23 protein-coding genes and 1 pseudogene are annotated in these 23,470 nt (G+C 58.0%); 19 read left to right on the top strand and 5 right to left on the bottom strand.

All coding sequences use genetic code 11. The annotated features are described in order from the left end of the window. Window positions 1–29: 29 nt before the first annotated feature. Complete coding sequence (locus J8C06_RS05220; protein WP_211429720.1) at window positions 30–1,310, bottom strand: molybdopterin molybdotransferase MoeA; 1,281 nt, start codon at window positions 1,308–1,310, stop codon at window positions 30–32. Between the two features lie 8 nt (window positions 1,311–1,318). Continuing rightward, on the bottom strand, window positions 1,319–2,605 hold the full coding sequence (locus tag J8C06_RS05215) for an RNA-binding domain-containing protein (protein ID WP_211429719.1): 1,287 nt from the start codon (window positions 2,603–2,605) through the stop codon (window positions 1,319–1,321). Between the two features lie 195 nt (window positions 2,606–2,800). On the opposite strand from J8C06_RS05215, the gene rpiB reads away from it, so the two are divergent. Together rpiB and J8C06_RS05205 are read left to right on the top strand one after the other, a co-directional pair. Then, window positions 2,801–3,253 carry a ribose 5-phosphate isomerase B gene (rpiB, locus tag J8C06_RS05210; RefSeq protein ID WP_211429718.1) on the top strand — a complete coding sequence of 151 codons (453 nt, stop codon included), beginning with the start codon at window positions 2,801–2,803 and terminating at the stop codon, window positions 3,251–3,253. A gap of 38 nt (window positions 3,254–3,291) precedes the next feature. Next, a complete protein-coding gene (locus J8C06_RS05205) occupies window positions 3,292–4,545 on the top strand; it encodes a serine hydroxymethyltransferase (RefSeq protein ID WP_211429717.1) in 1,254 nt (417 codons plus the stop codon). A 120-nt stretch (window positions 4,546–4,665) separates the two neighbouring features. Here J8C06_RS05205 and J8C06_RS15285 read toward each other — a convergent pair whose 3' ends face one another. Beyond that, the gene (locus J8C06_RS15285) at window positions 4,666–5,163 is read right to left on the bottom strand and encodes a type II secretion system protein (protein ID WP_211429716.1); all 498 of its coding nucleotides are present in this window, start codon (window positions 5,161–5,163) and stop codon (window positions 4,666–4,668) included. Between the two features lie 373 nt (window positions 5,164–5,536). On the opposite strand from J8C06_RS15285, the gene J8C06_RS05195 reads away from it, so the two are divergent. The 6 genes from J8C06_RS05195 (at window position 5,537) to J8C06_RS05170 (ending at window position 10,229) form a co-directional block, all read left to right on the top strand. Next, window positions 5,537–6,367, top strand: a complete 831-nt coding sequence (locus J8C06_RS05195) for a 3'(2'),5'-bisphosphate nucleotidase CysQ family protein (protein ID WP_211429715.1) — start codon at window positions 5,537–5,539, stop codon at window positions 6,365–6,367. 6 nt (window positions 6,368–6,373) lie between these two features. Further along, window positions 6,374–7,210: a 3-deoxy-8-phosphooctulonate synthase gene (gene kdsA, locus J8C06_RS05190; RefSeq protein WP_211429714.1), complete on the top strand. Its 837-nt coding sequence runs from the start codon at window positions 6,374–6,376 to the stop codon at window positions 7,208–7,210. A gap of 126 nt (window positions 7,211–7,336) precedes the next feature. Further along, window positions 7,337–7,852: a 6,7-dimethyl-8-ribityllumazine synthase gene (gene ribH, locus J8C06_RS05185; protein WP_455423716.1), complete on the top strand. Its 516-nt coding sequence runs from the start codon at window positions 7,337–7,339 to the stop codon at window positions 7,850–7,852. A 60-nt stretch (window positions 7,853–7,912) separates the two neighbouring features. Then, window positions 7,913–8,380 (top strand): transcription antitermination factor NusB, encoded by a 468-nt coding sequence (gene nusB / locus J8C06_RS05180; protein ID WP_211429713.1) that lies wholly within the window; start codon window positions 7,913–7,915, stop codon window positions 8,378–8,380. Window positions 8,381–8,465: 85 nt separating this feature from the next. Beyond that, window positions 8,466–9,503, top strand: coding sequence for a hypothetical protein (locus J8C06_RS05175; RefSeq protein ID WP_211429712.1), 1,038 nt, complete (start codon window positions 8,466–8,468; stop codon window positions 9,501–9,503). Window positions 9,504–9,527: 24 nt separating this feature from the next. Continuing rightward, window positions 9,528–10,229: a SanA/YdcF family protein gene (locus tag J8C06_RS05170; protein ID WP_211429711.1), complete on the top strand. Its 702-nt coding sequence runs from the start codon at window positions 9,528–9,530 to the stop codon at window positions 10,227–10,229. Here J8C06_RS05170 and J8C06_RS05165 read toward each other — a convergent pair. Both J8C06_RS05165 and pyrE read right to left on the bottom strand, forming a co-directional pair. Further along, window positions 10,180–11,589, bottom strand: coding sequence for a cytochrome P450 (locus J8C06_RS05165; protein WP_211429710.1), 1,410 nt, complete (start codon window positions 11,587–11,589; stop codon window positions 10,180–10,182). The genes J8C06_RS05170 and J8C06_RS05165 overlap by 50 nt on opposite strands. Window positions 11,590–11,595: 6 nt before the next feature. Then, window positions 11,596–12,186, bottom strand: coding sequence for an orotate phosphoribosyltransferase (pyrE, locus tag J8C06_RS05160; protein ID WP_211429709.1), 591 nt, complete (start codon window positions 12,184–12,186; stop codon window positions 11,596–11,598). Window positions 12,187–12,309: 123 nt separating this feature from the next. Here pyrE and hemW point away from each other — a divergent pair, with 123 nt between their 5' ends. The 11 genes and pseudogenes from hemW to J8C06_RS05105 all read left to right on the top strand — a co-directional run bounded on the left by hemW (window position 12,310) and on the right by J8C06_RS05105 (window position 23,465). Further along, the gene (gene hemW / locus J8C06_RS05155) at window positions 12,310–13,509 is read left to right on the top strand and encodes a radical SAM family heme chaperone HemW (RefSeq protein WP_211429708.1); all 1,200 of its coding nucleotides are present in this window, start codon (window positions 12,310–12,312) and stop codon (window positions 13,507–13,509) included. 129 nt (window positions 13,510–13,638) lie between these two features. Further along, window positions 13,639–13,980, top strand: a complete 342-nt coding sequence (locus J8C06_RS05150) for a hypothetical protein (RefSeq protein WP_211429707.1) — start codon at window positions 13,639–13,641, stop codon at window positions 13,978–13,980. 172 nt (window positions 13,981–14,152) lie between these two features. Further along, window positions 14,153–15,028, top strand: coding sequence for a UbiA-like polyprenyltransferase (locus J8C06_RS05145; RefSeq protein ID WP_343216887.1), 876 nt, complete (start codon window positions 14,153–14,155; stop codon window positions 15,026–15,028). Window positions 15,029–15,201: 173 nt separating this feature from the next. Next, a complete protein-coding gene (locus J8C06_RS05140; protein ID WP_211429706.1) occupies window positions 15,202–16,434 on the top strand; it encodes an ATP-grasp domain-containing protein in 1,233 nt (410 codons plus the stop codon). A 78-nt stretch (window positions 16,435–16,512) separates the two neighbouring features. After that, the gene (locus tag J8C06_RS05135; RefSeq protein ID WP_211429705.1) at window positions 16,513–17,427 is read left to right on the top strand and encodes a succinate--CoA ligase subunit alpha; all 915 of its coding nucleotides are present in this window, start codon (window positions 16,513–16,515) and stop codon (window positions 17,425–17,427) included. A 137-nt stretch (window positions 17,428–17,564) separates the two neighbouring features. Beyond that, window positions 17,565–18,350: an electron transfer flavoprotein subunit beta/FixA family protein gene (locus J8C06_RS05130; protein ID WP_211429704.1), complete on the top strand. Its 786-nt coding sequence runs from the start codon at window positions 17,565–17,567 to the stop codon at window positions 18,348–18,350. 143 nt (window positions 18,351–18,493) lie between these two features. Continuing rightward, window positions 18,494–19,477 carry an electron transfer flavoprotein subunit alpha/FixB family protein gene (locus tag J8C06_RS05125; protein WP_211429703.1) on the top strand — a complete coding sequence of 328 codons (984 nt, stop codon included), beginning with the start codon at window positions 18,494–18,496 and terminating at the stop codon, window positions 19,475–19,477. Window positions 19,478–19,516: 39 nt separating this feature from the next. Continuing rightward, window positions 19,517–19,582, top strand: a pseudogene (locus J8C06_RS15405) (zinc-ribbon domain-containing protein); the annotation flags it as partial. Between the two features lie 81 nt (window positions 19,583–19,663). Next, a complete protein-coding gene (locus tag J8C06_RS05115; protein ID WP_211429901.1) occupies window positions 19,664–20,464 on the top strand; it encodes an FHA domain-containing protein in 801 nt (266 codons plus the stop codon). Window positions 20,465–20,535: 71 nt separating this feature from the next. Continuing rightward, entirely contained in the window at window positions 20,536–21,654 is a 1,119-nt protein-coding gene (locus J8C06_RS05110) for a glycosyltransferase (RefSeq protein WP_211429702.1), read from the top strand. A gap of 284 nt (window positions 21,655–21,938) precedes the next feature. Next, window positions 21,939–23,465, top strand: coding sequence for a sigma-70 family RNA polymerase sigma factor (locus J8C06_RS05105; RefSeq protein ID WP_211429701.1), 1,527 nt, complete (start codon window positions 21,939–21,941; stop codon window positions 23,463–23,465). The last annotated feature ends 5 nt before the right edge of the window (window positions 23,466–23,470 follow it).

The raw sequence follows: 23,470 nt of genomic DNA, 5'->3' as shown, positions 1-23,470 counted from the left end.
GCGCCACACGACGCCTTGCAAGCTATGTTTTAGCCAATCAGTTGCTTTTTGATGAAGCTTGGCTGGCCGTGAGTCAGGGCCGTCAGTAACAGCGCCGGCACAGGTTCTCCCATTCGGCCCAGTTGTTTTCCTTCAGCAAAAAAAACCAATCCATTGGCACCGAGCATAGAGGTCAGCATCCCAGAGCCTTGCCCTGGGAGGACAGCGGCCTGCCACTCGCCGTCTGTCCAAAACAGCCGCGCGCGCAGGTAGGTTGGGCGATCCCCCTTTGTTTTGACCTCACCTGCCAGCCGCGCGGTGACTTCCGGGAGTCGCCACTCGACGTCCGGCAGGCCCAGCATCTTGCCAAGCGCCGGGCGCACAAAAAGATGGAAGCAAACCATGCTGGATACCGGATTGCCGGGCAGCCCAAAGCAGGGCCGGCCGCGCAGGCGGCCAAACAGCAGTGGTTTCCCTGGTTTCATCCACACCCGCCAGAAGCGGGCTTCCAGACCTAAATTTTCTAGTGCCGGTTTGACCAAATCGTGATCGCCGACCGAAACGCCACCCGACGACACAATGAGATCGGCCGCTGCGGCAGCTTCAGCAAATGAAGCCTCAACTTGGGCCTGGTTGTCGCGCGCCAGTGGCAACACAAGCGGGTGTGCGCCGGACTCCTGGACAAGCGCAGCGAGGGCATAGGTATTGCTGTTGACGATTTTGCCGGGTGTCGCTGGTTCATCTACCTCGATAAGTTCATCCCCGGTGGCCAGAATAGCCACGACCGGACGCCGCCGTACCGTCACAAATGACCGGTGAAAGGCGGCCAAGACACCGATGTGGGCAGGCGTGAGGCGTTCACCAACCGCCATCACCGGCTGTCCGGCTGCAACATCTTCCCCACGACGGCGGATGTTGTCCCCTTCCAGGACTGGACGAGTCAGCGTGAGCATATCACCTTCCCGCCGAACCTGCTCCTGCATCACCACCCCAGAGGCGCCTTCTGGCAGCGGTGCGCCGGTCATGATTCGGATGGCTTGACCTGGCAACAGTGGACGGTCTGGAAGCTGTCCGGCCGTGACGCGCTCAATGACGTGGAGGCAAACCGGTGACGCTTCGCTTGCCCCAGTAGTATCAGTGGCGATGACGGCGTAGCCATCCATGGCCGCATTGTCGAAGGGCGGCAGATCACCTGGCGCAACGACGGTCTCAGCCAAGACCCGCCCGATGCTGTCCAGCAGAGAGACGCGCTCGACGCCAAGCGGCGTTATCCACTCCAGCGCGGTGGCTTGCGCATCAGCAACGGAAAGCGGCTTTTCATTCGGGTTCATTGTTGTTTCTACTGGGCATTTGCGGCAGGTAGTTCGATTCGAAACTCGTGAGGCAGCGTGGTTATTTTCGGCTCGCGCCGGGCAAAACGGAGCGTCTCGCGCCGCACCATTGGCAAGCCGCCGGCATAGGTTGTCACGCCATAAGCAGTGTTCTTGAAGAAACTCTTGATGCTGGGGTTGTTGGGATGGCTGACACCGTAATCAAGTGCGCCACGCCAAATATGCTTTCCAACCGCCGGGTTGCTAAGCTCCAGCCGTCGGTCATAGAGCATGATACGGATACCTTCCTGACGGATACCATAGTCACGGTGCACCAGCGCATTGGTGAGAGCTTCCATCACAGCCGGGCGGGAGTAAGCGGCGCGGGCATCAGCGTCAGTCCTTGCTTCACGCCGCGTCAAGGGCGCGTCATGCAAATCCACATAGCGCGTCAGGAAGCTTTCTGCGCGCCAGTAGAGACTCGCTACATTTCCAGTAAAGGTGGCTTGTTCAATCACCGGCGCGGACGCATCGTGGCCAGCAAGACGGGTCAGCGTGATGTGGCTGCGCGGAAATGACCGTTCCATGGCGCGACTCTGTCCGAACAGTACCAGTCCGGCAACCGTCGGCACATAGTCATCGGCCGTCATGACCGCCAGGCGCATGTCGGTCATGGCCATCGCCGTTGGGAAGCCCTTGGGCAAACGCGATTCGTCCGGCACTACGGCGCGCAGGTAACTCCACACGCCGGCGTCATCAATGTCGTCAAACGAAACCTGATGAAGGGGAACCTGTTCATAGCGCGCCGCATTGTAGCGGTGGAACAACTCCGCAATTTCCTGGCTATCCGCCTCGCGCTTGGTTGAGCCGATGCGGATGTAATACTTACCGTCGCGGCTAGCGTGGGGCGCGCGGCGATCATCCACTTCGAGCACCAGCACGCGCTTGCCGCTGTCAAAGGCGACTTTGTTGATGTAGGGATGCACTGGCGGGGACATCACCGTGGCGCAAAGTTCCCGCAGCTCGACCTCGACGCGCTCGGCGTCATCCAGTCCCTCGACCCGGCAGGTGTCACTGACACCAAACAAAATCGCGCCACCCCCACTGTTGGCGAGCGCCAGAATTTCAGCCGCAATGCGCTCCGGGTTGCTGTAGCGAACCTTGAATTCGACCTCGCTATCTTCACCGCCACGAACCAAATCCAGGACTTCCCGACGGTCAAGCGTATGTGCGTTATCACGCATTGTCAGGTGGCTATGCAGTGAGCGTTCCGTTTCTGGCAGCCATCCACGACGACGAACTTTTTTGCGACTCATAGCGATCACCCCTCAGCAAACTCGAGCTTGCTTTCAGGTCACAGGCAGGCACGCCTTACGCTGGCCACACAGTAGGGCATGCGCGCGCCCAAGGTAAAACGATTCCCGCCGGAAAACTAAGCGTGCTACACTACCAGCCTGTACGCCAGCGTACACTCCCCCGCGCCAAGCCGGGTTGCCAGTTGGAGTTTTCAAATGAAAGTTGCCCTCGGTAGCGATCACGCCGGCTTCGCCGGCAAAGAAGCCGCCAAGCGTGTGCTAGAGCGGCTGGGTGTTGCCTACGAAGACTTTGGAACCCAAACCGATACGGAGTCAGTGGACTACCCGGACTATGCCCGCGCGGTTGGCGAAGCCGTCGCCAAGCAAGACGCCCAGTGTGGATTGCTTTTCTGTGGGACAGGGATTGGGATTGGGATTGCCGCCAACAAGATCCCTGGCATCCGAGCGGCGGTCGTTCACGATGTGGAAACAGCGCGGCTGGCGCGCGAGCACAATGATGCCAACGTGATGGCCATGGGCGTGCGCAACGCCAACCCAGACATGCTGCCCGAAGTCATTGAGACATTTCTCAAGACCGCCTTCGCGGGCGGGCGGCATGCGCGACGAATTGAAAAGATTGCCGCGCTTGAAGCCTCGACACAGCACTAACCCCCCTCAACTTTTTGCTTTTTGCTGAAATACTTGCCATGCCACTTACTTTCAATCGCTCTCTCCTTGAAACCGACCCTGAGATTGCCCAGGCCCTTGTGGATGAAACGAATCGGCTGGCTGATGGGCTTGAAATGATTGCTTCCGAAAACTACGCCAGCCAGGCCGTGATGGAAGCCGCCGGCTCGGTCATGACCAACAAGTATGCCGAAGGCTATCCCGGTCGCCGATACTACGGCGGTTGTGAGTTTGTGGATGTTGCCGAACGCCTCGCCATCGAGCGGGCCAAGCAACTTTTTGGCGCCGAGCACGTCAATGTCCAACCCCATTCCGGCGCACAAGCCAACATGGCTGTTTTTCTGGCCACGCTCAAGCCAGGGGATACCATTCTAGGGATGGACCTCGCCCATGGCGGACACCTCACACACGGACATCCGCTCAACATCTCCGGGATGTATTTCAATGTCGTCACCTATGGCGTGGATCGTGATACTGAGCGGTTGGATTACGACGCGCTGGCTCAACTGGCTGACAAGCACCGCCCCAAGCTTATTATCTGTGGCGCAAGTGCCTACCCACGCCAGATTGACTTTGCGCGGATTGGTGAGATCGGCCGCGCCGTTGGTGCGCGCGTGCTGGCTGACATGGCGCATATTGCCGGGCTGGTCGCGGCCGGTGAACATCCATCTCCCGTTGGCTGTGTGGACTTTGTGACCACCACCACCCACAAAACGCTACGCGGACCGCGGGGCGGACTCATCGCCTGCCGTACCGAAGACGCTAAACTCATTGACCGTGCGGTGTTCCCCGGTGTCCAGGGGGGCCCGCTCATGCACATTATTGCGGCCAAAGCGGTGTGCTTCAAAGAAGCACTAGCTCCAAACTTTATCGAGTATCAACGGCAGGTTCGGAAAAACGCGGTGGCTTTAGGTGAAGTTCTTGCCGATGCTGGCTTCCGTCTGGTCACCGGTGGAACGGACAACCACCTTATCCTGGTGGATGTGTTCACGAAGGGTGTCACCGGCAAAGCAGCCGAGCAGGCACTTGAGCGGGCTGGTATTACCGTCAATAAAAACACCATTCCCTTCGACACCAACCCACCCATGATCGGTAGTGGCATCCGCCTTGGCACACCAGCGCTCACCACCCGTGGCATGCGCGAGGATGATCTGCGCTATGTTGGAAAGCTAATTGTCGAAGTGCTGTCTAATGTTGAGGATGCCTCCCGGCAGACGGCAGTTCGCCAAAAGGTACGCGAGTTGACCCACGACTTTCCGCTCTACACTCGCTAAAGAACCTGATACTGCCTACCAAGCAAGTCGCGGATGTTACCGGTACAGAAGCGAATCAATAAAAACAAAAACGGGGAAGCCAACTTGGCTTCCCCGTTTGCATATCAAACAACCAGAAAACTAGTTGCCGATTGGTGAAGAGGTGGAGTTAGCCACTTGGTTTGAAGCATCGGATGAGCGCACCACACCCGTTTCATTGATAAAGAAGGAACGGTTGCCGGTACGAGAAATACCTGTTGACTGAGATGGGACGTTCTGCACTGAGTACAGCGCCGCTGTTGTGGAGGTCTTCCCTGTTGCGCTGTAGTTTTGCAAGCTAAAGCCGCTCTTTGGCGTTGTCGTTGCGTTGATGACCGTTTCATCGAGCATACCAACGTTGTTGGTATCTGAACCGCCCAACAGCGCTATCGGTGAAGCGAAGTTGCCACGACCGATACCCGACTCATAGGTCGCGTTGGCAGAGTGAATGTTGCGGAGCGTTTGCTGCGCGGAAGCGTCGTTGGCGCTGCGGCGAGCGGCGAGAAGGTTAGGAACCGCAATCGCCGCAATGATGCCGATGATAGCAACGACGATAAGCAGTTCGATGAGTGAAAAACCCTTTTGCTTCTTGAGGTTCATGGTTCGTAGGTCTCCTTGGTGGGAAAAGGCTCGTGGCCATAATCTGTTGCCTTGGGCAGCAAGGCGTGAAGGTCTCGTGGCTCAACGCCAGCAGAACGGTCAGGACGAAAGCGCACGTTTTCACCTACTGAGGAAGCAAGCCTTGTGCCAAAAGCTTCATCGCCTGCTTGTCTCGTGTTTTCACGCGGACAATGCACCTTTTGGTAATTTTAGACGCCGCCGACACACATATCATATCAACAACACTGTACGCTCAAGGAGTTTAGGGAATCATGACACCGCCATAGTGACATTTTATGTCAACCAGTCTAAACAGATTCTGTCACTTGCACATCTTGAAAGCACCCCAGTCTCGGAATTCAGGAATTGTTCAATGTCGCACGAGAACGTTGCCACCGACACAAGCATCGTTCGCCAACTAGCGATTGAAGCTGGGCAGCGAGCGCTTTCCGACCTCAAGCATGGGATCCGTGTCAGCTACAAGGCGGACGCTGAGCCGGTCACGGACACCGACCGCGCGATCAATGCGTTTCTGGTCACCGAACTCCAGCGTCACTTTCCAGATGACTTGATTGTTTCCGAGGAAGCTGAAGATGATGACCCGATCAGACGCGCCACGGCACCACGGGTCTGGTTCATTGACCCAATTGACGGAACGAAGGAGTTTTTGGCTGGCAACGGGGAATTTTCGATTATGATTGGGCTGTGTGAGCACGGATGCCCCAGCTTGGGTGTCGTTCATCAACCAACGACCGGCAAAACCTGGTACGCGACTCCCTACGGCGCCTGGCTCGACTGGCAGGGTGACTGCCAGCCACTGCGTGTTTCCTCCGTCAACGACATTAGCGCGATGACGCTCGCGGCCAGCCGGTCGCACCGCAACCGCTACCTTGCTACCGCTGCCGAACGACTCGGCATCCACAAGGAAATTGTCTCCGGGAGCGGTGGACTCAAGATTGGGCTTTTGGTCGAACGACGCGCCGACCTTTTTATCAGCGCCTCAACCCGTTCCAAGCTCTGGGACACTGCCGGGCCGGAGGCCATCTTACGGGCAGCCGGCGGCGTCTTGACCGATTTTCAGGGGCAACCCCTCGACTACCGCCAGCCTGACCTGCATCATCGGGCCGGACTGGTGGCCAGCAATGGCATCCGGCATGCCGCCATTGTGGCGCAAATTCGTGATGTGTTTCCACCGCATAGGTAAACCCGCATGGCTTCGACGCTCTTTTCTCCTGACCAATTGCGGCAAGGCTTCTTCTTGATTGCCGGCCCCTGCGTGATTGAAAGTGAGGCGCACGCCCTCCACATGGCGGAAGCCATTGCAACCATCACTCGGCGGCTTGGCATTCCCTACGTTTTCAAGGCTTCTTACGACAAAGCCAATCGGACCTCACACACGTCATTTCGCGGACCGGGGCGAGAGGAAGGGCTGCGCATCTTACAGCGCGTCAAGGCAACCCAGGGGGTGCCCGTGCTGACCGACATCCACGCCACCGACCAGGCGGCTCCAGCAGCCGAAGTCGTTGACGTACTTCAGATTCCGGCCTTTCTTTGCCGTCAGACCGACCTCTTGCTCGCCGCTGCCGCCACCGGACGCACCGTCAACGTCAAAAAAGGGCAATTTCTTGCGCCGTGGGACATGCGCCACGTCGTCGAAAAGCTCCAGATGGCACAGGCTTCAGACATCTGGTTGACGGAACGCGGGGCCTCATTTGGTTACAACAACTTGGTGGTGGACATGCGCAGCTTTCCCATCATGCGCGAGTTTGGCCATCCAGTTGTGTTTGATGTCACCCACAGCCTTCAGCGTCCTGGCGGACGCGGGGCGTCGTCTGACGGCGATGCAAGGTTTATTCCGCACCTTGCGCGCGCCGGCGTTGCCTGTGGCGTGGACGGCCTTTTCATGGAAGTTCACGACGACCCACCACGCGCTCTGAGCGACGGGCCCAATGCGCTCCCGCTGGATCGCCTCCCTGAACTCCTCCAGCAACTTGTGATCATTGATGAAGCGCGCCGTGCAGCAAGTACGGGCTTCGTAGAGCGATAAAACAAGTAGCTACGCCGCCTAAGCTGCCTGAGATGGTTGCGCCCTCTGGGACGCCATGATAAATCACACCGGCTTACGGTTTCGTTGGGTCGCAGCGCGATGCAACCGACGAACATCGTAAAGATTATGAGTGATGCGAACACGACGAACATGGCGCTGAACGCTGCACGTGAGGTCCAAGGAAAACTTGTCGCGGATGGTCTCAGGGCAGCATTCGTCGTGAGTCGGTGGAATGACTTTGTGGTCAACCGCCTGCTTGCAGGGGCGTTGGATACGTTTGAGCGGCTGGGCGGGCAACCGAGTGCATGCACGGTTGCCCGCGTTCCAGGCTCATTCGAGATTCCACTCACCGTCAAAAAACTTGCCCTGACCGGAAACTGGGATGTCATTATCTGTCTTGGTGCACTGGTTCGCGGTGAAACGCCGCACTTTGACTATATTGCAGCCGAAGTCACCAAGGGGATTGCCGCGGTTTCGCTAGAAACTGGCATCCCGGTAACGTTCGGGGTCATCACGGCTGACAGTCTCGAACAAGCCATTGATCGCGCGGGGATGAAAGCCGGCAACAAGGGCGTGGAAGCCGTCATGGCCGCGATTGAGCTGGCTAATCTCTACCGGGCAATCGACGTGGCCAAATCCTAGCGCGCCAGCTACGCACGCCAGCCAATTTGCTTCGCACTGCAACTGGATTCACTAAGCATTATGGGTTCTCGACGACGTGCGCGCGAATGTGCGTTGCAAATGCTTTTTCAATATGACCTCAGTCAGCCATCGCTCGACTATTTATTTGAAAGCTACTGGAATGAACTGACCGAACTCAAAAAAGAGCACCGGATAGAAGTCCCGGCCTTTGCCAACCAGATCGTCACCGGGGTTGTCAACCATCTATCTGATATTGACTTGGTGATTAGCCGACACACTGACCATTGGCGCATCTCACGCATGGCAATTGTGGATCGCAATATCCTCCGGGTCGCAGTTTATGAATTTTTGTATGAAACCGAGACGCCCCGTGCGGTTGTCATCAATGAGGCGCTAGAAGTCGCCCGGCGATTCAGCACGCCCGAAGCGTCCCAATTCATCAACGGCGTCCTGGATGCCATCAAGCGTGAACTCGATGAACAAGAGGCCACACTGCCGCCTGCCACGTCACCGTCAGCTTCACATTGATTTCAGCTCTTGTGTGACATAACTTTTCTAAAGACTCTTCCAATTCCGCGCGTCCCACAGGAGCGCCCAAACGAGGTCGCGAATTATGACAGGGATGAAGTTTCGCCGTTCCTGCGACCAGTGTGGCACGACGTTCTTTTCCACCGATCGCAAGGCGCGTTTTTGCGCCAAGCATCAGCCACGGCGGGCTGGGCATGAACCAAGCGGACACCTGCCAACGGGGTCGGCGCCGTCCTCCCCAAAACTAGCCAAAGTCGTCATGGGTGGTCGCCCGCCGATGGGTCTGCCAAACGGCAAGCGCCAAAAAGGCATCGCCCGGCAGCGCCAACCACAAGTCCGCACGCTGACGCCTGAAGTGCGCGCGCGCATCGCTGCGGCGTTCCAGCATCTTCAGACCGTGCCCGGCAGCGCCATTCCACTCGATGCCAAGCAAATCGAACGCTACCTGCGGCGGATTCACACGGCCATCTCCCAGCAACTATGGGTGAGCCGTGCCGTCGTCTCGGAAGTCATTCAAGAACTCCGCGCTGCACTCGAGACGGCCACGATTGACCTCACACCGGCTCAACGCGAACAGGCCATCGCCATGTACCGGCACTTCATCGAGACTGGACAGCGGCCCCCAGGTGGACGGCGACGCTTCATCGCCCAACAACTCGGGGTGAGCCTTGATTCCGTCGTGCTTGTCATCCGACAGTGGGCGCAGTCGCAGTACGAGCAATCGCCCACGCCCAAACCCACGCGCCAGCAACTCTTCCTAATCGAGAAAGCTTTCTGTAGGCACTTGAGTGAAAGCGATGAGTCCTACGAGGAGCTACCCGAAGCCATTGCTCACGAACTCAGTTTCGTCACCCCATACCAAGTGTTGCGGTGGATTGATGTTCTCTACGACGACAGCAAGTTTCCGCCCGACCTGCCAGAGGTCACACCCCAGCAGCAAGCGGCCATTCTGGCTGAGTATCAGAACTACTTGAACCAGGATGCCCCACCCGAGCGTGCCCTCCACACGACCATTGCCGAAAAGGTCGGAGGTGTCACGCCACGCCAAGTTCACAAGGTGCTTTATGACTACCGGGTTGAGTTGCGTCGGCAGTGCCTGGAGCGCAGCCTCGTTACAGCTTGAGCCGCTCCTTCGCCCAACCAGATGATGAGGCGCAAACCTCGCCTGGCCCGGTGGCAGTGGGCAATCCTGTTTGGGTTGGCGCTGCCACCGTTTTTGGTTTTCTCGGCTAACCTGTGGGTGGTTTCTTCGACCTACCGACGTGTGTTTGCCCATCCCGCGCAGATGCCGGCCAACGCGGTGGGGGTGGTTCTCGGAACATCCAAGTACCTTCCGACCGGCGGACTCAACCCATACTTTCAAAACCGCATCCAGGCCGCCGCCGAGTTGTACCACGCTGGCAAAGTCCAGCACCTGATTCTCAGCGGTTCAAACCAAAGCTTGGCCTATGACGAACCGACCGAAATGCGCAAGTCGCTGCGCGGGTTAGGTATTCCAGACGCTGCCATGACAGCGGACTATGCCGGACGCCGTACCCTGGACTCCGTGGTGCGGGCGCGGGACATTTTTGGGCAGTCCCGCTTCACGATCATTTCAGACGAGTTTCACGTCTATCGCGCGCTGTTTCTGTGTGATCGGTTTGGCATCGCGGCGATTGCCTATGGTGCGCCCAACCTTCCTTGGTCGGCCTCGGCGCGAACCCGGCTAAGGGAATACGGCGCGCGGTGTAAGGCCGTGCTCGATGTTTACTTACTCGACACGCAGCCACGTTTTCGCGGCGATCCGATTCCCCTACCAATCACGAAAGATTCGCTGCCGACGGCTCCCCTGCCCGCCGCTCACAAATGACACGCACGCCATGCTTAGGCCGGAGCGTGAACAGCGTGTCGAACTCGATGGGATGCCCCGGCACAAGCTTGAACCGATAACGCTGCGTGAGCATCGCCAGCACAAGCGTCGCTTCCATGAGCGCAAACTGGCTCCCGATACACACCCGCTGGCCGCCGCCAAAGGGGAAGTAGGCAAACATTGGACGGCCAACTGCACGTTCTGGTGAAAATCGCTCTGGATCAAACCGCTCCGGGTCTTCCCAAAAATCTGGGTGGCGGTGGGTCAAAAACTGATTGAGCGCCACCAGCGTCCGCCCTGGGATGTAGTAGCCGCCGATTTCATCCTCATTGATTGCTTCGCGGGGCAACCCCCACGCCGGAGGATATAACCGCATGGTTTCTTCAATCACCATGCGGGTGTACGGCAAGCGCCGGAGGTCCTCGACGGTCGCCTCTGCCCCACGCAGCACCGACCGAACTTCCTCGTACAAACGCTCCGCAACGACCGGCTCCTGGGTCAGGACGTAAAATGCCCAGGTCAGTGTAATAGCTGTGGTTTCATGCCCGGCAAGCAGGAGCGTGATGACTTCATCCCGTAGCTGAAGGTCGCTCATGGCCTCACCAGTATCTTCATCCCGGGCGGCCATCAGCATCGTCAGCAAATCCGGCGGGGGGTTGAGGGTTTTCCGCCGCCGCTCGATGATTTGATACACCACCGCGTCCAGGCGGCGGCGGGCCGCCTTGAAGCGCAGGTTCGACGGCGTTGGCACCCACAATGGCACCGGCAGCGTTGGACGCATCTTGAAACCAACGAAATCGAACGCGGTTCGCAGGTTTTGCCCAAAGGCGTCGGCCGATTCCCCAACGGGCGTTGAGAAAAGCGTAAGTCCGGCAATGCCCAGCGTCAACGCGGCCATCTCCTGGGCAACATCAAACGGCTCACCACGGTGGGCGTGAGCATCCCACCGAGCGAAGAGCGTTTCAGTTTCCGCGGCCATCGTAGTGACAAATCCGGTGAGCGCTTGGCGGTGAAACGATGGCTGCATGAGCTTGCGCTGCCGACGCCAGAAATCACCGTCACTGGTCAGAAGCCCATTGCCGGTAATCAACCCGATGGGGCCGTCAAAGACCTTCCCCTTGCGGTAGTTTTGCTGATTGCGGAGCAGCACGTGCTCGACATAGGCCGGGTGCAGCACGAGATGCCAGTACAGTCCCGGCAAGCCGCGAAACCGGATGATGTCCCCCAGTTCACGAAACATGCGCGTGTAGAAATTCAGCAGGTCGTTGCGCACCGGGAGAAAACTCCCAAACAACCAGTGTTGGTCTGGCGGCATTGGCGCGAGCCGCTTGCCGGTGGAGGTTGGCAATGTAGCTTCCATAAGGCGTTACTCGCTGGCTTTGAAGGTGCGACTTCCAGGTTTGATGAGTGGCAGGCCGGCCTGGCATAACGGACAGTCTGTGGCATGGTAAGTTGGAACGCTCAATGCAATCAAGGACGCAAAGGGTAACTCAAAACCGGACTGACCGCCGCTGCGGTCAATGATTGCGCCAACCGCCAGTGTCCGCGCCCCAGCCTGGCTCACCACGGCCATGGTCTCGCGGGTTGAACCACCGGTCGTGACGACATCCTCGACGACGAACGCGCGCTCGCCCTCCGCGAGCGTGAAGCCGCGCCGGAGGGTCATCACGCCTTGTTCCCGCTCGACAAAGACACACCTGACGCCCAGCGCGCGCGCCACTTCATGGGCGATCACGATGCCGCCAATCGCCGGCGCCACAATGACATCCGGCTCCCCGCCAACTGCCTGCAAGCGCGCACCCAACGCTTGCCCAACCGGCTCGGCCACCGTCGGAAACTGAAGCAAGCGGGCGCACTGCACATAGTTTGGGCTATGCAAGCCAGAACTCAACAGGAAGTGGCCGGTCAACAGCGCGCCGGTCTCCTGCAACAAGCGGCGCATATCAAGCGCTTCCATACGCTCCCACCAACCTTGTCGGGCGGCAACTCGCGTTTACACGAGCTGTCCTTGTTTTAAAAATCAAAAGGTGTCCAGATGGGTTTGAACCGTACCGCTTTGGCCCGTGAACTGTCCATGCGTATGGCAAGCACCTCCCACATCGGCAGCCTTGGTGACGCTCCTCAAACCATGCCTCGGATTGGCGTGTACGTTCATTTTCCGTTTTGTGTCACGAAGTGTACCTACTGCGCCTTTGTGACGCGCAGCTATGACCACGTTCTGGCAGAGCGTTACGTCCGGGCACTTGAACAAGAGTTGCGGCACTTCGCGGAAGCTTGCGCCACCGTTCCACTGGCCTTTCCAACACGCCAGGCGGATACGCTCTATGTCGGTGGCGGGACCCCTTCCCGCCTCACGCCATCTCAACTCGCGCGCGTGCTACAGTCCTGCCGAGCCACCTTCGACTTTGCTCCCGACACTGAAGTTACCCTTGAAATCAATCCCGGTGATGCCCAACCAGATCGCCTGGAAGCCTATCGCGCACTCGGCGTGACGCGCTTGAGCTTGGGCGTCCAGTCCTTCAGTGACCGCGATCTGGCACTCACCGGACGCGACCACAGCGCACAAGCCGCCAAGCGCGCCTTCCAGGCCGCGCGAAACGCTGGCTTCGATAACATCAGCCTTGACCTGATTGCCGGACTCCCTGAGCAAACCCTGTCTGACTGGCGCGCAAACCTGACCGAAGCGCTCGCCCTCGAACCAGAGCACCTTTCCCTTTACCTGCTGGAAGTCAAGGCGCAGACAACGCTGGCCCGCCAACTGGCCACGGGACGCCTTCCGGCGCTCGATGAGGACGCGGCCGCCGAAATGTACCTTGTGTTGCTGGAGACCTTGACGCAAGCCGGGTTTGACGCCTACGAGATTTCAAACTTCGCGCGCCCAGGCTATCGCGCGCGACACAATCTGAAGTACTGGACTGACGTGCCCTACGCGGCCTTTGGTGTCGGAGCGCACGGCTATGATGGGGATGAGCGCTATTGGAACAGCGAACGCCTGGAAGACTATTGCTCACAAATCGAGCAGCGCCATCACGCCGTAATAACCCGTACCCAACGCTCGGCACACGACCGCTGGCACGAAGAACTCATGCTTGGACTGCGCCTGGACGAAGGGGTAGCGGTCGCGCCGCTGTGCGCCAAGCATGGGATTGACCTCAGCGCCTACCGCTTGGTGCTCGATGATTTGCAGGCGGCCGGCCTGGTTGTGATAACGCCGGATCGGCTTCGCCTCACGATTCGCGGACGACTTCTGTCAAATGAAGTTTTTCTAGCGTTTTTATGACCGATGAACGACATTCACAGTAGCACCACTTCGGTGGCGGGCGCTGCTCGCCAATCCCCGCCGCCAGGCGGTTCCGTCCTCGCCAGTCCCCGTTTCGTTTGAATCCTTTCTTCTTTGAAAGACCTGGCTATGACGCAGAGAGTCAACGTACTATGCATTCGCACGGCAGACGGACGGATTGCCCCGCTCGCCGGCCAACAGCTTGATATCCGTCGGGTTTTTGGCAACGCGCTGCCGGTTTTCGAGCGCGAAGAAGTCGGCATGTCATTCCTGGCGCGCTATGTTCCACCAAGCTCGGACGAGTTTTTCGTCACGCGCTACGAAGCCATTGGTGAGGTTCGTCAGTTTGCCCAGCGGCACAACCTCAAGCTCTGGCTGGATCCGCAGTGCGACTTCAACGGACAGATCATTCCTGAGTCTGGCATCAAAGGGGACCCAAGCCAGATCGCCAGCATCGTTTTGAAACGCTGAAACTACCCAGTGCCGGTCAGTGCCCAAGACAACGCTGGCGCCCGCTGGGCGCGACCTATCGTCTGGTTGGACGGTATTCCGGTCACCTCGCTTGCCAAGCTCTCGGCATCGGATTAATAAGGTTACGCCTCCCTGAATCTGTATGCCTGCCGGTTGGTCGCTGAGGGATGACATGATGTCCACCGTACTGCGCAACGTCAAAACGACCTGCGAGATGATCAAGATCGAGCACACGCTGTTTGCGTTGCCGTTTGCTTTTCTAGGGGCGTTTCTCGCAGCGCGCGGACTGCCCCGGCTCGACCAACTCCTCTGGATCACCGTCGCGATGGTTGGGGCGCGCAGTGCCGCCATGGCCTTCAACCGCCTGGTGGATGAACCCTATGATGCAGCCAATCCGCGGACGGCCAATCGGGCGCTTCCCGCTCGATTGGTGAGCCGAAGTTTCGTGGCCGGCTTCACGGTGGCGGCCGCCACGCTGCTCTTTCTGGCCGCTGCGATGCTCAATCCACTGGCACTTTGGCTTTCGCCGATTGCGCTTGGTTCGGTGCTTTTTTATTCCTACACCAAGCGTTTTACGTCGTTTTCCCACATCGTACTCGGCTGGTGCCTGGCCATTGCCCCAGCCGGGGCCTGGGTGGCTATCCGGGGAACACTCGACGACACGGCCGTGCTGCTCGCGCTTTGCGTCCTGCTCTGGACGGCCGGCTTTGACATTCTTTACGCCTGCCAGGATTACGACTTTGACCGACAACACCCAACCCTGCATTCTATTCCGAAGTGGCTTGGGATTGCGCGGGCCATGCAGGTCGCGCGGGGTCTCCACGCCGCGATGTTTGCCGCTCTCGTTGGTCTTGTGTGGATGACCGGACTCGGCTGGCTCGCGTTGGTTGGGGTGCTCGCAACGGGCGGCTTGCTCATTCACCAGCACCGACTGGTTAGCCCATCCGACCTGTCGCGCCTCGATGCCGCTTTCTTTACCACCAATGCCTTCGTCAGTGTGATTTTGTTTCTCACCCTGGGCGCAGACGTAGCCTTCCTCAGCCGCTAAATCACAAAAACAAGCCTTCCAGTCCAGTGAACAGTTGACGTTCGGTCAGCAATTGGCAAAGCTACGCTCGACTATGTGCGTTATGGCACACGGCGGACAGCTTGTTGCTCAGGCGGCCTTTCTGCCACTGGCGGCCTGGGCGGGCCATTCACTGTACATCTGGGGTGGGTTCCATGAATCTCTACGAATACGAAGGCAAGTCGCTCTTCAAGAAGTATGGCATCCGCGTGCCGGAGGGTATCTTCATCAATGCCCCGCAAAACACTGGAAATATCGAGGCATTTGTTGAAGAAGTTGGCGAAGTTGCCGTCAAGGCGCAGGTTCTTGCCGGTAAACGCGGCAAGGCCGGTGGCATCCGGTTCTGTAAAACGGCCGAAGGCGCTGAGTTGGCCGTAGAACTCCTCCTGCACGCCACGATTCACGGCTCGGAATCGGTTGGCGTTCTGGTTGAGCAGCGACTGTCCATCGTTGGGGAGTATTATCTCTCGCTGACATTTGACGGCTATCACCGCGCGCCGGTGGTGATCTTGAGTCAGCAAGGTGGCGTGGATGTCGAGGAACTCACGCATCGTCACCCGGAAAAAACGGTCATCCGTCCGATTGACTCCATTTTCGGATTGCCGGAGTGGAAAGCGCGCGAGATTGCGGCTGAAGCCGGGTTTCGTGAGGAGCGCATGCGCAAGATGGCCGACCTGATGGTGCGCGCTTACCGCTGTTTCCGTGAGAATGACATCCGGTTGCTTGAAATCAACCCGGTCATCGAAACGCCTAAAATGAATTTTTTTGCCGCCGACGCCGTTGTGATCCTGGACGATGACGCCATGACGCGCCACCGGGATTTCAACTATCCACCGCGTGGCGGACTCGGACGCCCGCTGACCGAACGCGAGTTACAAGCCAAACTGATTGACCAGAATGACTACCGGGGCGTGGCTGGCAAATACATCGAACTCGATGGCGATATTGCCATGATGAGCGCCGGTGGCGGTGGCTCAATCACCAATATGGACGCCCTGATCAGCTATGGCGGCCGCCCGGCCAACTACACGGAATATGGTGGCAACCCACCGGCTGAGAAAGTCGAAAAGCTGACGCGGGTGGTGCTCTCCAAACCTGGACTAACGGCTTGTTGGCACGTGGGGGCGGTGGCGAACAACACCCGTGTGGACATCACGATGGAAGGCTTCATTGCTGGACTCAGAGCCATTCGCCCACCATTTCCGATTGTCGTCCGGCGTGGCGGCCCAGGCTGGGATGAGGCCCGGGCAGCGCTTGAGCGCGCGCGCGAGGAACTCCACTTGGATATGACCATCTTTGGCCCGGAAATGCCGATGACCGAAAGCGCCAAAATCGTCATTCAAAAAAGTGAGGAGTATAAAAACAAGCTACGCAGCCTGAACTGCTAAGCCCAGATTCGACACGGCGAGCGTGAGGCAGTCACTCAGGAGAGTCACTCAGGAGACGACACATCAGAAGAGGCATATATGGGTATCTTGGTTGATGAGAACACACACGTTGTCGTACAGGGCATCACCGGTCGAGAGGGTTCATTTGTCACCAACGAGATGCTGCGCTACGGCACGAAGGTGCTGGCCGGCGTGACGCCGGGCAAGGGGGGCGAAGTCGTCCACGGCGTGCCGGTTTACGATACCTTCAAGCAGGCGCTGGCGGCCCATCCAACAATCAACACATCGCTCGTTTACGTGCCGCCACTTTCGGCCAAGGACGCTGCCATCGAAGCCATTAGCAACGGTATCCGGCTGATCAACATCATCACGGAGCGCGTTCCGGTTCACGACACGGCAGACTTGTATTCCTACGCGGTCAGCAAAGGCGCGCGGGTGGTCGGTCCAACCTCGGTTGGGATTTTGACGCCAGGCAAGTGCAAGCTTGGCCCCATCGGCGGAACAAATCCAGACTTCCAGTTCAAGCCAGGACGCATTGGCATTGTCAGCAAGTCTGGCTCGATGACCAGCGAGACGGCTTGGGTGCTGTGCCAGGCCGGATTCGGTATCAGCACGGCCCTGAGCGTTGGCGGGGATGTCATCGCCTGCTCGACCTTCGCCGACTTACTGCCGCTCTTTGAGTCCGATCCAGACACCGACGCCGTCGTGATGTTTGGCGAGCCGGGTGGCGTGTATGAAGAACAAGCGGCAGAGTTGGTCAAAGCCGGGGGGTTCACGAAACCGCTCATCGCTTTCATTGCTGGAAAATTTGCCGACGCCATGCCGTCAGGGATTACCTTTGGGCATGCCGGGGCCATCATGGAACAAGGCATGGGAAGTCCGCGCCAAAAGGTCGAAGCGCTCCGGGCCGCCGGTGTTCGCGTGGCGGATGTCCATCACGAGATTACGGCGCTGGTGGCCGAAGCCCTATCTGAGCGGAGAGCAACTGTTTAGCCTTGGACAGACTCGCTGAGCGCCACGCTGATTGAGACGGTTGCCAGTTATGGAAACCGCGTGCTATATGTGCGTTTTCCCACCAAGCTGCTGGCTAGCAGACGTGGCTCGCCGCTATCATGATTGGAGGCTTTCCTGTGAAAATTACTGTTTGTATCAAAGCCGTACCGGAAACCGACACCCGCATTAAAATTGCGGCCGACGGTTGCTCAATCGAGCGGACGGATGTGAAGTTCATCATTAGCCCCTACGACGAATTCGCGCTTGAAGAAGCCGTTCGACTCAAGGAGTCCAAAGGTGGGCAGGTAATTGCCCTGTCGCTCGGTGGCGACGAGGTACCGAATCTCCTGCGCGAGGCCCTGGCGCGTGGCGCCGACGAAGCCATTCACATTTCGAGTGCTGGTATCGCAACCGATGACCCCCTCTGCGTCGGCAAAACCTTGGCGGCGGCACTCAAGGCGCTGACGCCCGACATCGTTTTCTTTGGCAAACATGGGGTTGGCGGCGACAACCAGCAAGTCCACGCCATTGTTGCCGAAAAACTTGGCTGGCCACAGGTCACAGTCGTCACGAAGCTTGAAGTCGGCGACGGACGGCTGCGCGCTGAACGAGAGATTGAAGGCGGTATCGAAGTCGTTGAAACGGTGCTTCCGGCGGTCATTGGCGCTCAGAAGGGTCTCAATGAGCCGCGCTATCCAAAACTGCAAAGCATCATGCAGGCTAAGAAAAAGCCTTTGGTAACGAAAAGTTTAGCTGATTTTGGGCTATCCGCGGCTGACGTCGGGCCAGAAGCGGCCGGACTGACCACGCTGGCGCTTCGCTTACCGCCGCCGCGCCAGGCAGGACGCAAAATCACGGGCGATCCTGGGCAACAAGCCAGTGAGCTGTTGTCAGCGCTGCAAAGTGAAGTCAAAGTCATCTAGTGCGGCGCGTTGGTGTAGCGCACGGCAGGCTGGTGGCATAACTTTGGTGGCATAACCACTGACGCACATCCTGGAAGGCCGTCCTGGGTTCCCCCGATGCCTCTGGTTGGCTGGATTTGTGTTTTTCTGAGGAGATTTTAGGTATGGCGAATGGAGTTTTGGTTTTTGCTGAGCAGCGCGATGGTGCATTCAAGAAAGCAACGTATGAAGCCCTATCGGAAGGGGCACGTCTCGCCGAAAAGCTGGGACAGCCACTGAGTGCGGTGGTTATCGGTTCAACTATCGGGCACCTGGCCGGTGAAGCCGCGCACTATGGCGCCAGCACGGTTTATGTCGCGGATGTTGCACCGTTGGCAAAATACTCAACGGACGGCTACGCCAAAGTGCTTGTGGAGGCGATTCACACAGCACAGCCGGCTGTCGTGTTGGCTCCGGCAACGGCGATGGGCAAAGATTTGGCGCCACGGGTCGCGGCTCGGCTGGATGTCGGACTAGCCTCGGATGTCGTTGAAACACAGGTTGAAAACGGCGTGCTAACCGTCGTCCGCCCGGTCTATGCGGGCAAGGCCTTTGCCACGGTGACATTCCGCCGGTCGCCGGCCTTTGCCACGCTGCGCCCGAATGTGTTCCCGGCTGCCGCGCCGGACACCAGCCGCACGGCCGAAGTCAGGTCCATTGGCGCAACGATTGTGGATGCGCCCCAGGCGAGGGTGACGGATATCTTGGCTGCGGCCAAAGGTAAGATCGAGCTCACCGAAGCCAGTATCATTGTCTCTGGCGGACGGGGCATCAAGGGACCTGAAAACTACTACCTGATTCAGAACTTGGCCGATGCCCTGGGTGGCGCGGCCGGCGCGTCGCGCGCTGTCGTGGATGCCGGCTGGGTTGATCACTCACACCAAGTCGGGCAGACTGGCAAAACAGTCAGCCCAACACTGTATATCGCCTGTGGCATCTCCGGTGCGATTCAACACCTCGCTGGCATGTCGTCCTCAAAGTTCATTGTGGCGATCAACAAAGACCCCGAAGCGCCGATTTTCAAGATTGCCGACTATGGCATTGTTGGCGACTTGTTTGAGGTCGTTCCTAAGCTAACGGAGCAGGTCAAGACCTTGCGCCAGAACTAATCTAGGCACGGTGATTTCACTGGTGAGAGGCAAGAAGTCATGATTTGTCCAAATTGTGGGGCGCTGAATCGTGACGATGCTAAGTTTTGCAAAGCTTGTGGCACGCCATTCAAACCACTTGCGCCTGTCCCAGAAAATACCTTGGCTACAGTGGCCGGCACCCCTTCAACGGAGACCCAATCGCCTATGGTGATCGGACTTGAGGCAGTCTTTCTTTCTGGGCTACGCAAAGGCGAAAGCGTCAAGCTCACCGCCTTCCCAGCCACCATTGGGCGTGATCCAAACAGCTCGCTGCCACTGGCGCTCCAGGATCAGCTTGCTTCGACACGACATGCGCAAATCGTGCATGAGGGGAGCAGCTACCTCTTGCGCGACGTTGGCTCTAGCAATGGCACCTACCACAATGGCAGCCGCATTACCGAAGTCCGCCTCAAGCATGCGGATGTCATCGAGTTTGGGGTTGGCGGGCCCAAGGTTCGCTTTGATTTCATAGAGCAGCCGGAAGCCCGTTTAGCACCAGGCGCAGCCGTGGATCGCTTCGAGGCCGCAACGTTGGCGCCATCACCGGCCATGGCGCCAAATCCGAGTGACGTGACCATTTCGCGCAAGTCCACGGTGCCGAGCGATGTGGTTTCACCACAATCGCCACCCGCAGTTTCGACTGATGCAGAAACGGTTCTTGACAAGCAACCTTATCCCCCGCTTCCCCCGCCACCGCCAACCCCACCGCCTTTTGCGTCAGAAGCAACGGTGGCTCAAGTTGCCCAAGCAACACCACGGAACTATGAGCCGCCACCGGTCAATGCTCCAGGCTATGACATGCCAGGCTACGATGCACAGGTGAGCATGGCGCCATCGGTTGTGCCTTCGCCACCTCAGACCAGCGGCAAATCAAACCTAGTTTTATTCATTGTGATTGGGGCTGTGGGGCTTTTGTTTTTGCTGATTGTTGGTGCGATTGCCGCATACTTTCTTTTCCTGCAATGAAAGGACGAGCGATTCTCTGCTTTGGTGGAGAAGACTGGTGGTATCACCACCCTCATGCCAACAACCACCTGATGAAACGCTTTGCGCGCGACAACCAGGTGGTGTTTGTCAACTCAATCTCGATGGGGCTGCCCGGCTTCGGCAGCCCAGAACTTCTGACCAAAATTCGGCGCAAGCTGCGGAGTTATGTGAAGTACGTCCGGCGGACGCCAGAAGGAATCTGGGTCGTCACACCGATTCTATCGCCTTTTTTTTCAAACCCAATCTGGCGACGCATCAACCACTGGTTACTCGTCACCCAGCTACGGCTGCTCCTCCGCTGGTTGCGCATCGAGCGACCAATTCTGTGGATTGCCATTCCAACGGCGCGAGACATGGTGGGGCAGTTCAACGAATCTCTGGTTGCATATCACGTCTCGGATAAATATGATGCCAATCCAGTGGATACAGGCGGACACGTCGCCTTTATTCGCCAACTTCACGAAGAACTCATTACGGCGGCCGACCTTGTTTTCTACCACGGCTGGAAGCTCCTCGCCGACGCCCAACAGGGACGTGAGAAGTCATTCCTCCTCGAACAAGCCGTGGACTTCGAGCATTTCGCGGCCGCGCGCCATGGCTCTTGGGAGTGTCCCCCTCCCCTAGCCCCCATCAAGCGCCTTGGGAAGCCTATTCTGGGCTTTTTTGGGGCGATTGAACGGTGGCAGATTGACCAGTCGCTCATCATGCACGTGAGTGAGCATCGTCCAGACTGGCAGTTTGTATTCATTGGAAACAAAACCGCGCCTCTTCAGATTGAAAGGCTGCCCAACGTCCACTTCATTCCGGCCCAGCCCTATGCTGAGCTTCCAGCTTTCGCGGCAAACTTTGATGTCTGTGTCGTTCCGAAAGACGCCACGCATGACATTGTCAAATACACCAGCGCCACCAAAGTCAGGGAGTACTTGGCTACGGGCAAACCGGTCGTCATCGTCCCCATTCCAGAGTTTGAACCAATGGCGGATGTGGTCCGCATCGCGCGAACACCGGATGACTTTATCCACCAAGTCGAAGCCTGTTTGGTAGCCGATACCGAAACAGACGCTGATCGTCGGCAGATGGCGGTGCGGAATAAAACCTGGGATGCCCGTTTTATTGAGGTCGCGGCGCTTCTCGAGCAGCAACTCAAGCAACGGCAACCAGCTCGCTGAGGTTATACGGATAACGTACGGCAACTCAGATTTACGCTTACCACCCGGAAGCGTATGATAACGCACAGTGTTTACTTGGGTAATCACTTGGGTAATCATCAGTGTTTTACCTAGTAACAAGAATTGAGTTGCGCGGACAAATACTTCAGCGTGATGACCTGACGAAGACCTCCCTTCATTGGTAACTCGCATTGCTTGGTTCAACATCTGAAGCCACCTAACCAGTTCTTCACCGGTTGACCCTGGGCTTCCAATGCGGTGCTTCTTCTGGAGATTTAGTATCCATGAGTAAAAACGCAATGCGCTATGAGCTTGACCCTAGCGAAGAAAGCTTTTCCGTCACGGAAGAGACCCACTCAACTCCAGACGCCACCGATGACGACGCGAGTGACACGATTTCGGTTTATCTCAAGTCACTCTCCCACACGACACTCCTGACCCGGCAGGAGGAAACGGTTGTCGCCCGTGAAATGGAGCGCCAGGAACGCCGTGCCATACGGTTGCTAGCACGCGCCATGGCGGTTGCCGACTACGTCGTTCAATTGGCGCAGCGGTTACAAGCCGAAGGGCTACGGCTCTCCGACCTGCTGGTTCTTCCCCGCGGAGAAGACGACGCCGATGGGGAGCGCTGTGAAGCGCCGCTCAAGCCAGACCTTGACGAACGCCAGGAACGCGCGCTCTGTGAGAAATTTGCCGCAATCGAAGCTGCCCAGGCCGGCATCCGGGCCATGGTTGCGCAACCAAACTACAAGCACAACCACCCGAACCTCGATGTGCGTCGGCTACGTGTCCAAATCGGACGCATGCTCTACAAGCTGCCTTTCAACAAAACGATTCGGCGACGGCTCGAAATCGCGTGGGGCAATGTCGTGGATGACGCCTTGACGCTCAAGGCAGAACGCGCGCGGCTTGAATACCGGCTCAAGGATTCGCGGCTCGATGCCGCAACCATTCGATTGCTCAAGCATCAGCTCAAGGCCGTCCGGGCGCAGATTCGCAAGATGGAATGCGACAATGCCCTGCCCCTCGATGCCATTATTTCCAGTTGGAAACGGTTCGCGGAAACCAAGCAAAAGGCCGAAGCTTACAAGCTCCGCATGATTGAGTCTAACCTCAAGCTGGTTGTGTTTATCGGACGCGACTTTATGGGACGCGGACTCGCCATGGAAGACCTCATTCAGGAAGGCAACATTGGCTTGATTCGTGCGGTTGAGAAATTCGACTGGCGGCGCGGCATCAAGTTTTCCACCTATGCCGTGTGGTGGATTAAGCAGGCCATTCAACTGGCCATTGCGAATCAATCCCGCACAATTCGCCTTCCAACATATATGGTAGATCGGGTGAACCGGGTGCGGCGGGTGTTGCGTCAAATGACAACCAATGGTGACGAAGACCCGACGCCGGAAGAAATTGCCCCACTGGTTGGGCTGAGTCCTGATGACGTGCGCCAGGTGCTCAATGTCGTGACTGAACCGGTGTCACTTGAAACACCAACGGCCGATGATGATGGGGAGCACTCACTCGGCGACCTGCTGCCTGACCACAACACGCAGGACCCCCTGCGTGAGTCCATGACGGTTGAAATGGCGCAGAACCTGCGTGAGGCCCTGAGTCGTCTTTCAGCGCGAGAATCGGAAGTTCTCATGCGGCGCTTTGGGCTTATGCCGGACGGCCGTGAATGGACGCTTGAAGAAATTGGAGCGCACTTTCAGTTGACCCGCGAGCGAATTCGCCAGATTGAAATGCGCGCCCTGGCAAAGCTGAGTCACCCCAGCCGCAGTCGCAAACTCCGTGACGCGCTCCACACCTGACTCAG

Source organism: Chloracidobacterium validum (assembly GCF_018304825.1).
Taxonomy (GTDB): domain Bacteria; phylum Acidobacteriota; class Blastocatellia; order Chloracidobacteriales; family Chloracidobacteriaceae; genus Chloracidobacterium; species Chloracidobacterium validum.
Note: the sequence above shows the minus strand (reverse complement) of the source record. Positions and strands in the feature narration are given on the sequence as shown.

Coding starts and splice junctions, on each gene's coding strand:
- J8C06_RS05220 (WP_211429720.1), bottom strand. CDS start 1,310: ATGAACCCGAATGAAAAGCCGCTTTCCGTTGCTGATGCGCAAGCCACC.
- J8C06_RS05215 (WP_211429719.1), bottom strand. CDS start 2,605: ATGAGTCGCAAAAAAGTTCGTCGTCGTGGATGGCTGCCAGAAACGGAA.
- rpiB (WP_211429718.1), top strand. CDS start 2,801: ATGAAAGTTGCCCTCGGTAGCGATCACGCCGGCTTCGCCGGCAAAGAA.
- J8C06_RS05205 (WP_211429717.1), top strand. CDS start 3,292: ATGCCACTTACTTTCAATCGCTCTCTCCTTGAAACCGACCCTGAGATT.
- J8C06_RS15285 (WP_211429716.1), bottom strand. CDS start 5,163: ATGAACCTCAAGAAGCAAAAGGGTTTTTCACTCATCGAACTGCTTATC.
- J8C06_RS05195 (WP_211429715.1), top strand. CDS start 5,537: ATGTCGCACGAGAACGTTGCCACCGACACAAGCATCGTTCGCCAACTA.
- kdsA (WP_211429714.1), top strand. CDS start 6,374: ATGGCTTCGACGCTCTTTTCTCCTGACCAATTGCGGCAAGGCTTCTTC.
- ribH (WP_455423716.1), top strand. CDS start 7,337: ATGAGTGATGCGAACACGACGAACATGGCGCTGAACGCTGCACGTGAG.
- nusB (WP_211429713.1), top strand. CDS start 7,913: ATGGGTTCTCGACGACGTGCGCGCGAATGTGCGTTGCAAATGCTTTTT.
- J8C06_RS05175 (WP_211429712.1), top strand. CDS start 8,466: ATGACAGGGATGAAGTTTCGCCGTTCCTGCGACCAGTGTGGCACGACG.
- J8C06_RS05170 (WP_211429711.1), top strand. CDS start 9,528: ATGAGGCGCAAACCTCGCCTGGCCCGGTGGCAGTGGGCAATCCTGTTT.
- J8C06_RS05165 (WP_211429710.1), bottom strand. CDS start 11,589: ATGGAAGCTACATTGCCAACCTCCACCGGCAAGCGGCTCGCGCCAATG.
- pyrE (WP_211429709.1), bottom strand. CDS start 12,186: ATGGAAGCGCTTGATATGCGCCGCTTGTTGCAGGAGACCGGCGCGCTG.
- hemW (WP_211429708.1), top strand. CDS start 12,310: ATGGCAAGCACCTCCCACATCGGCAGCCTTGGTGACGCTCCTCAAACC.
- J8C06_RS05150 (WP_211429707.1), top strand. CDS start 13,639: ATGACGCAGAGAGTCAACGTACTATGCATTCGCACGGCAGACGGACGG.
- J8C06_RS05145 (WP_343216887.1), top strand. CDS start 14,153: ATGATGTCCACCGTACTGCGCAACGTCAAAACGACCTGCGAGATGATC.
- J8C06_RS05140 (WP_211429706.1), top strand. CDS start 15,202: ATGAATCTCTACGAATACGAAGGCAAGTCGCTCTTCAAGAAGTATGGC.
- J8C06_RS05135 (WP_211429705.1), top strand. CDS start 16,513: ATGGGTATCTTGGTTGATGAGAACACACACGTTGTCGTACAGGGCATC.
- J8C06_RS05125 (WP_211429703.1), top strand. CDS start 18,494: ATGGCGAATGGAGTTTTGGTTTTTGCTGAGCAGCGCGATGGTGCATTC.
- J8C06_RS05115 (WP_211429901.1), top strand. CDS start 19,664: ATGGTGATCGGACTTGAGGCAGTCTTTCTTTCTGGGCTACGCAAAGGC.
- J8C06_RS05110 (WP_211429702.1), top strand. CDS start 20,536: ATGAAACGCTTTGCGCGCGACAACCAGGTGGTGTTTGTCAACTCAATC.
- J8C06_RS05105 (WP_211429701.1), top strand. CDS start 21,939: ATGAGTAAAAACGCAATGCGCTATGAGCTTGACCCTAGCGAAGAAAGC.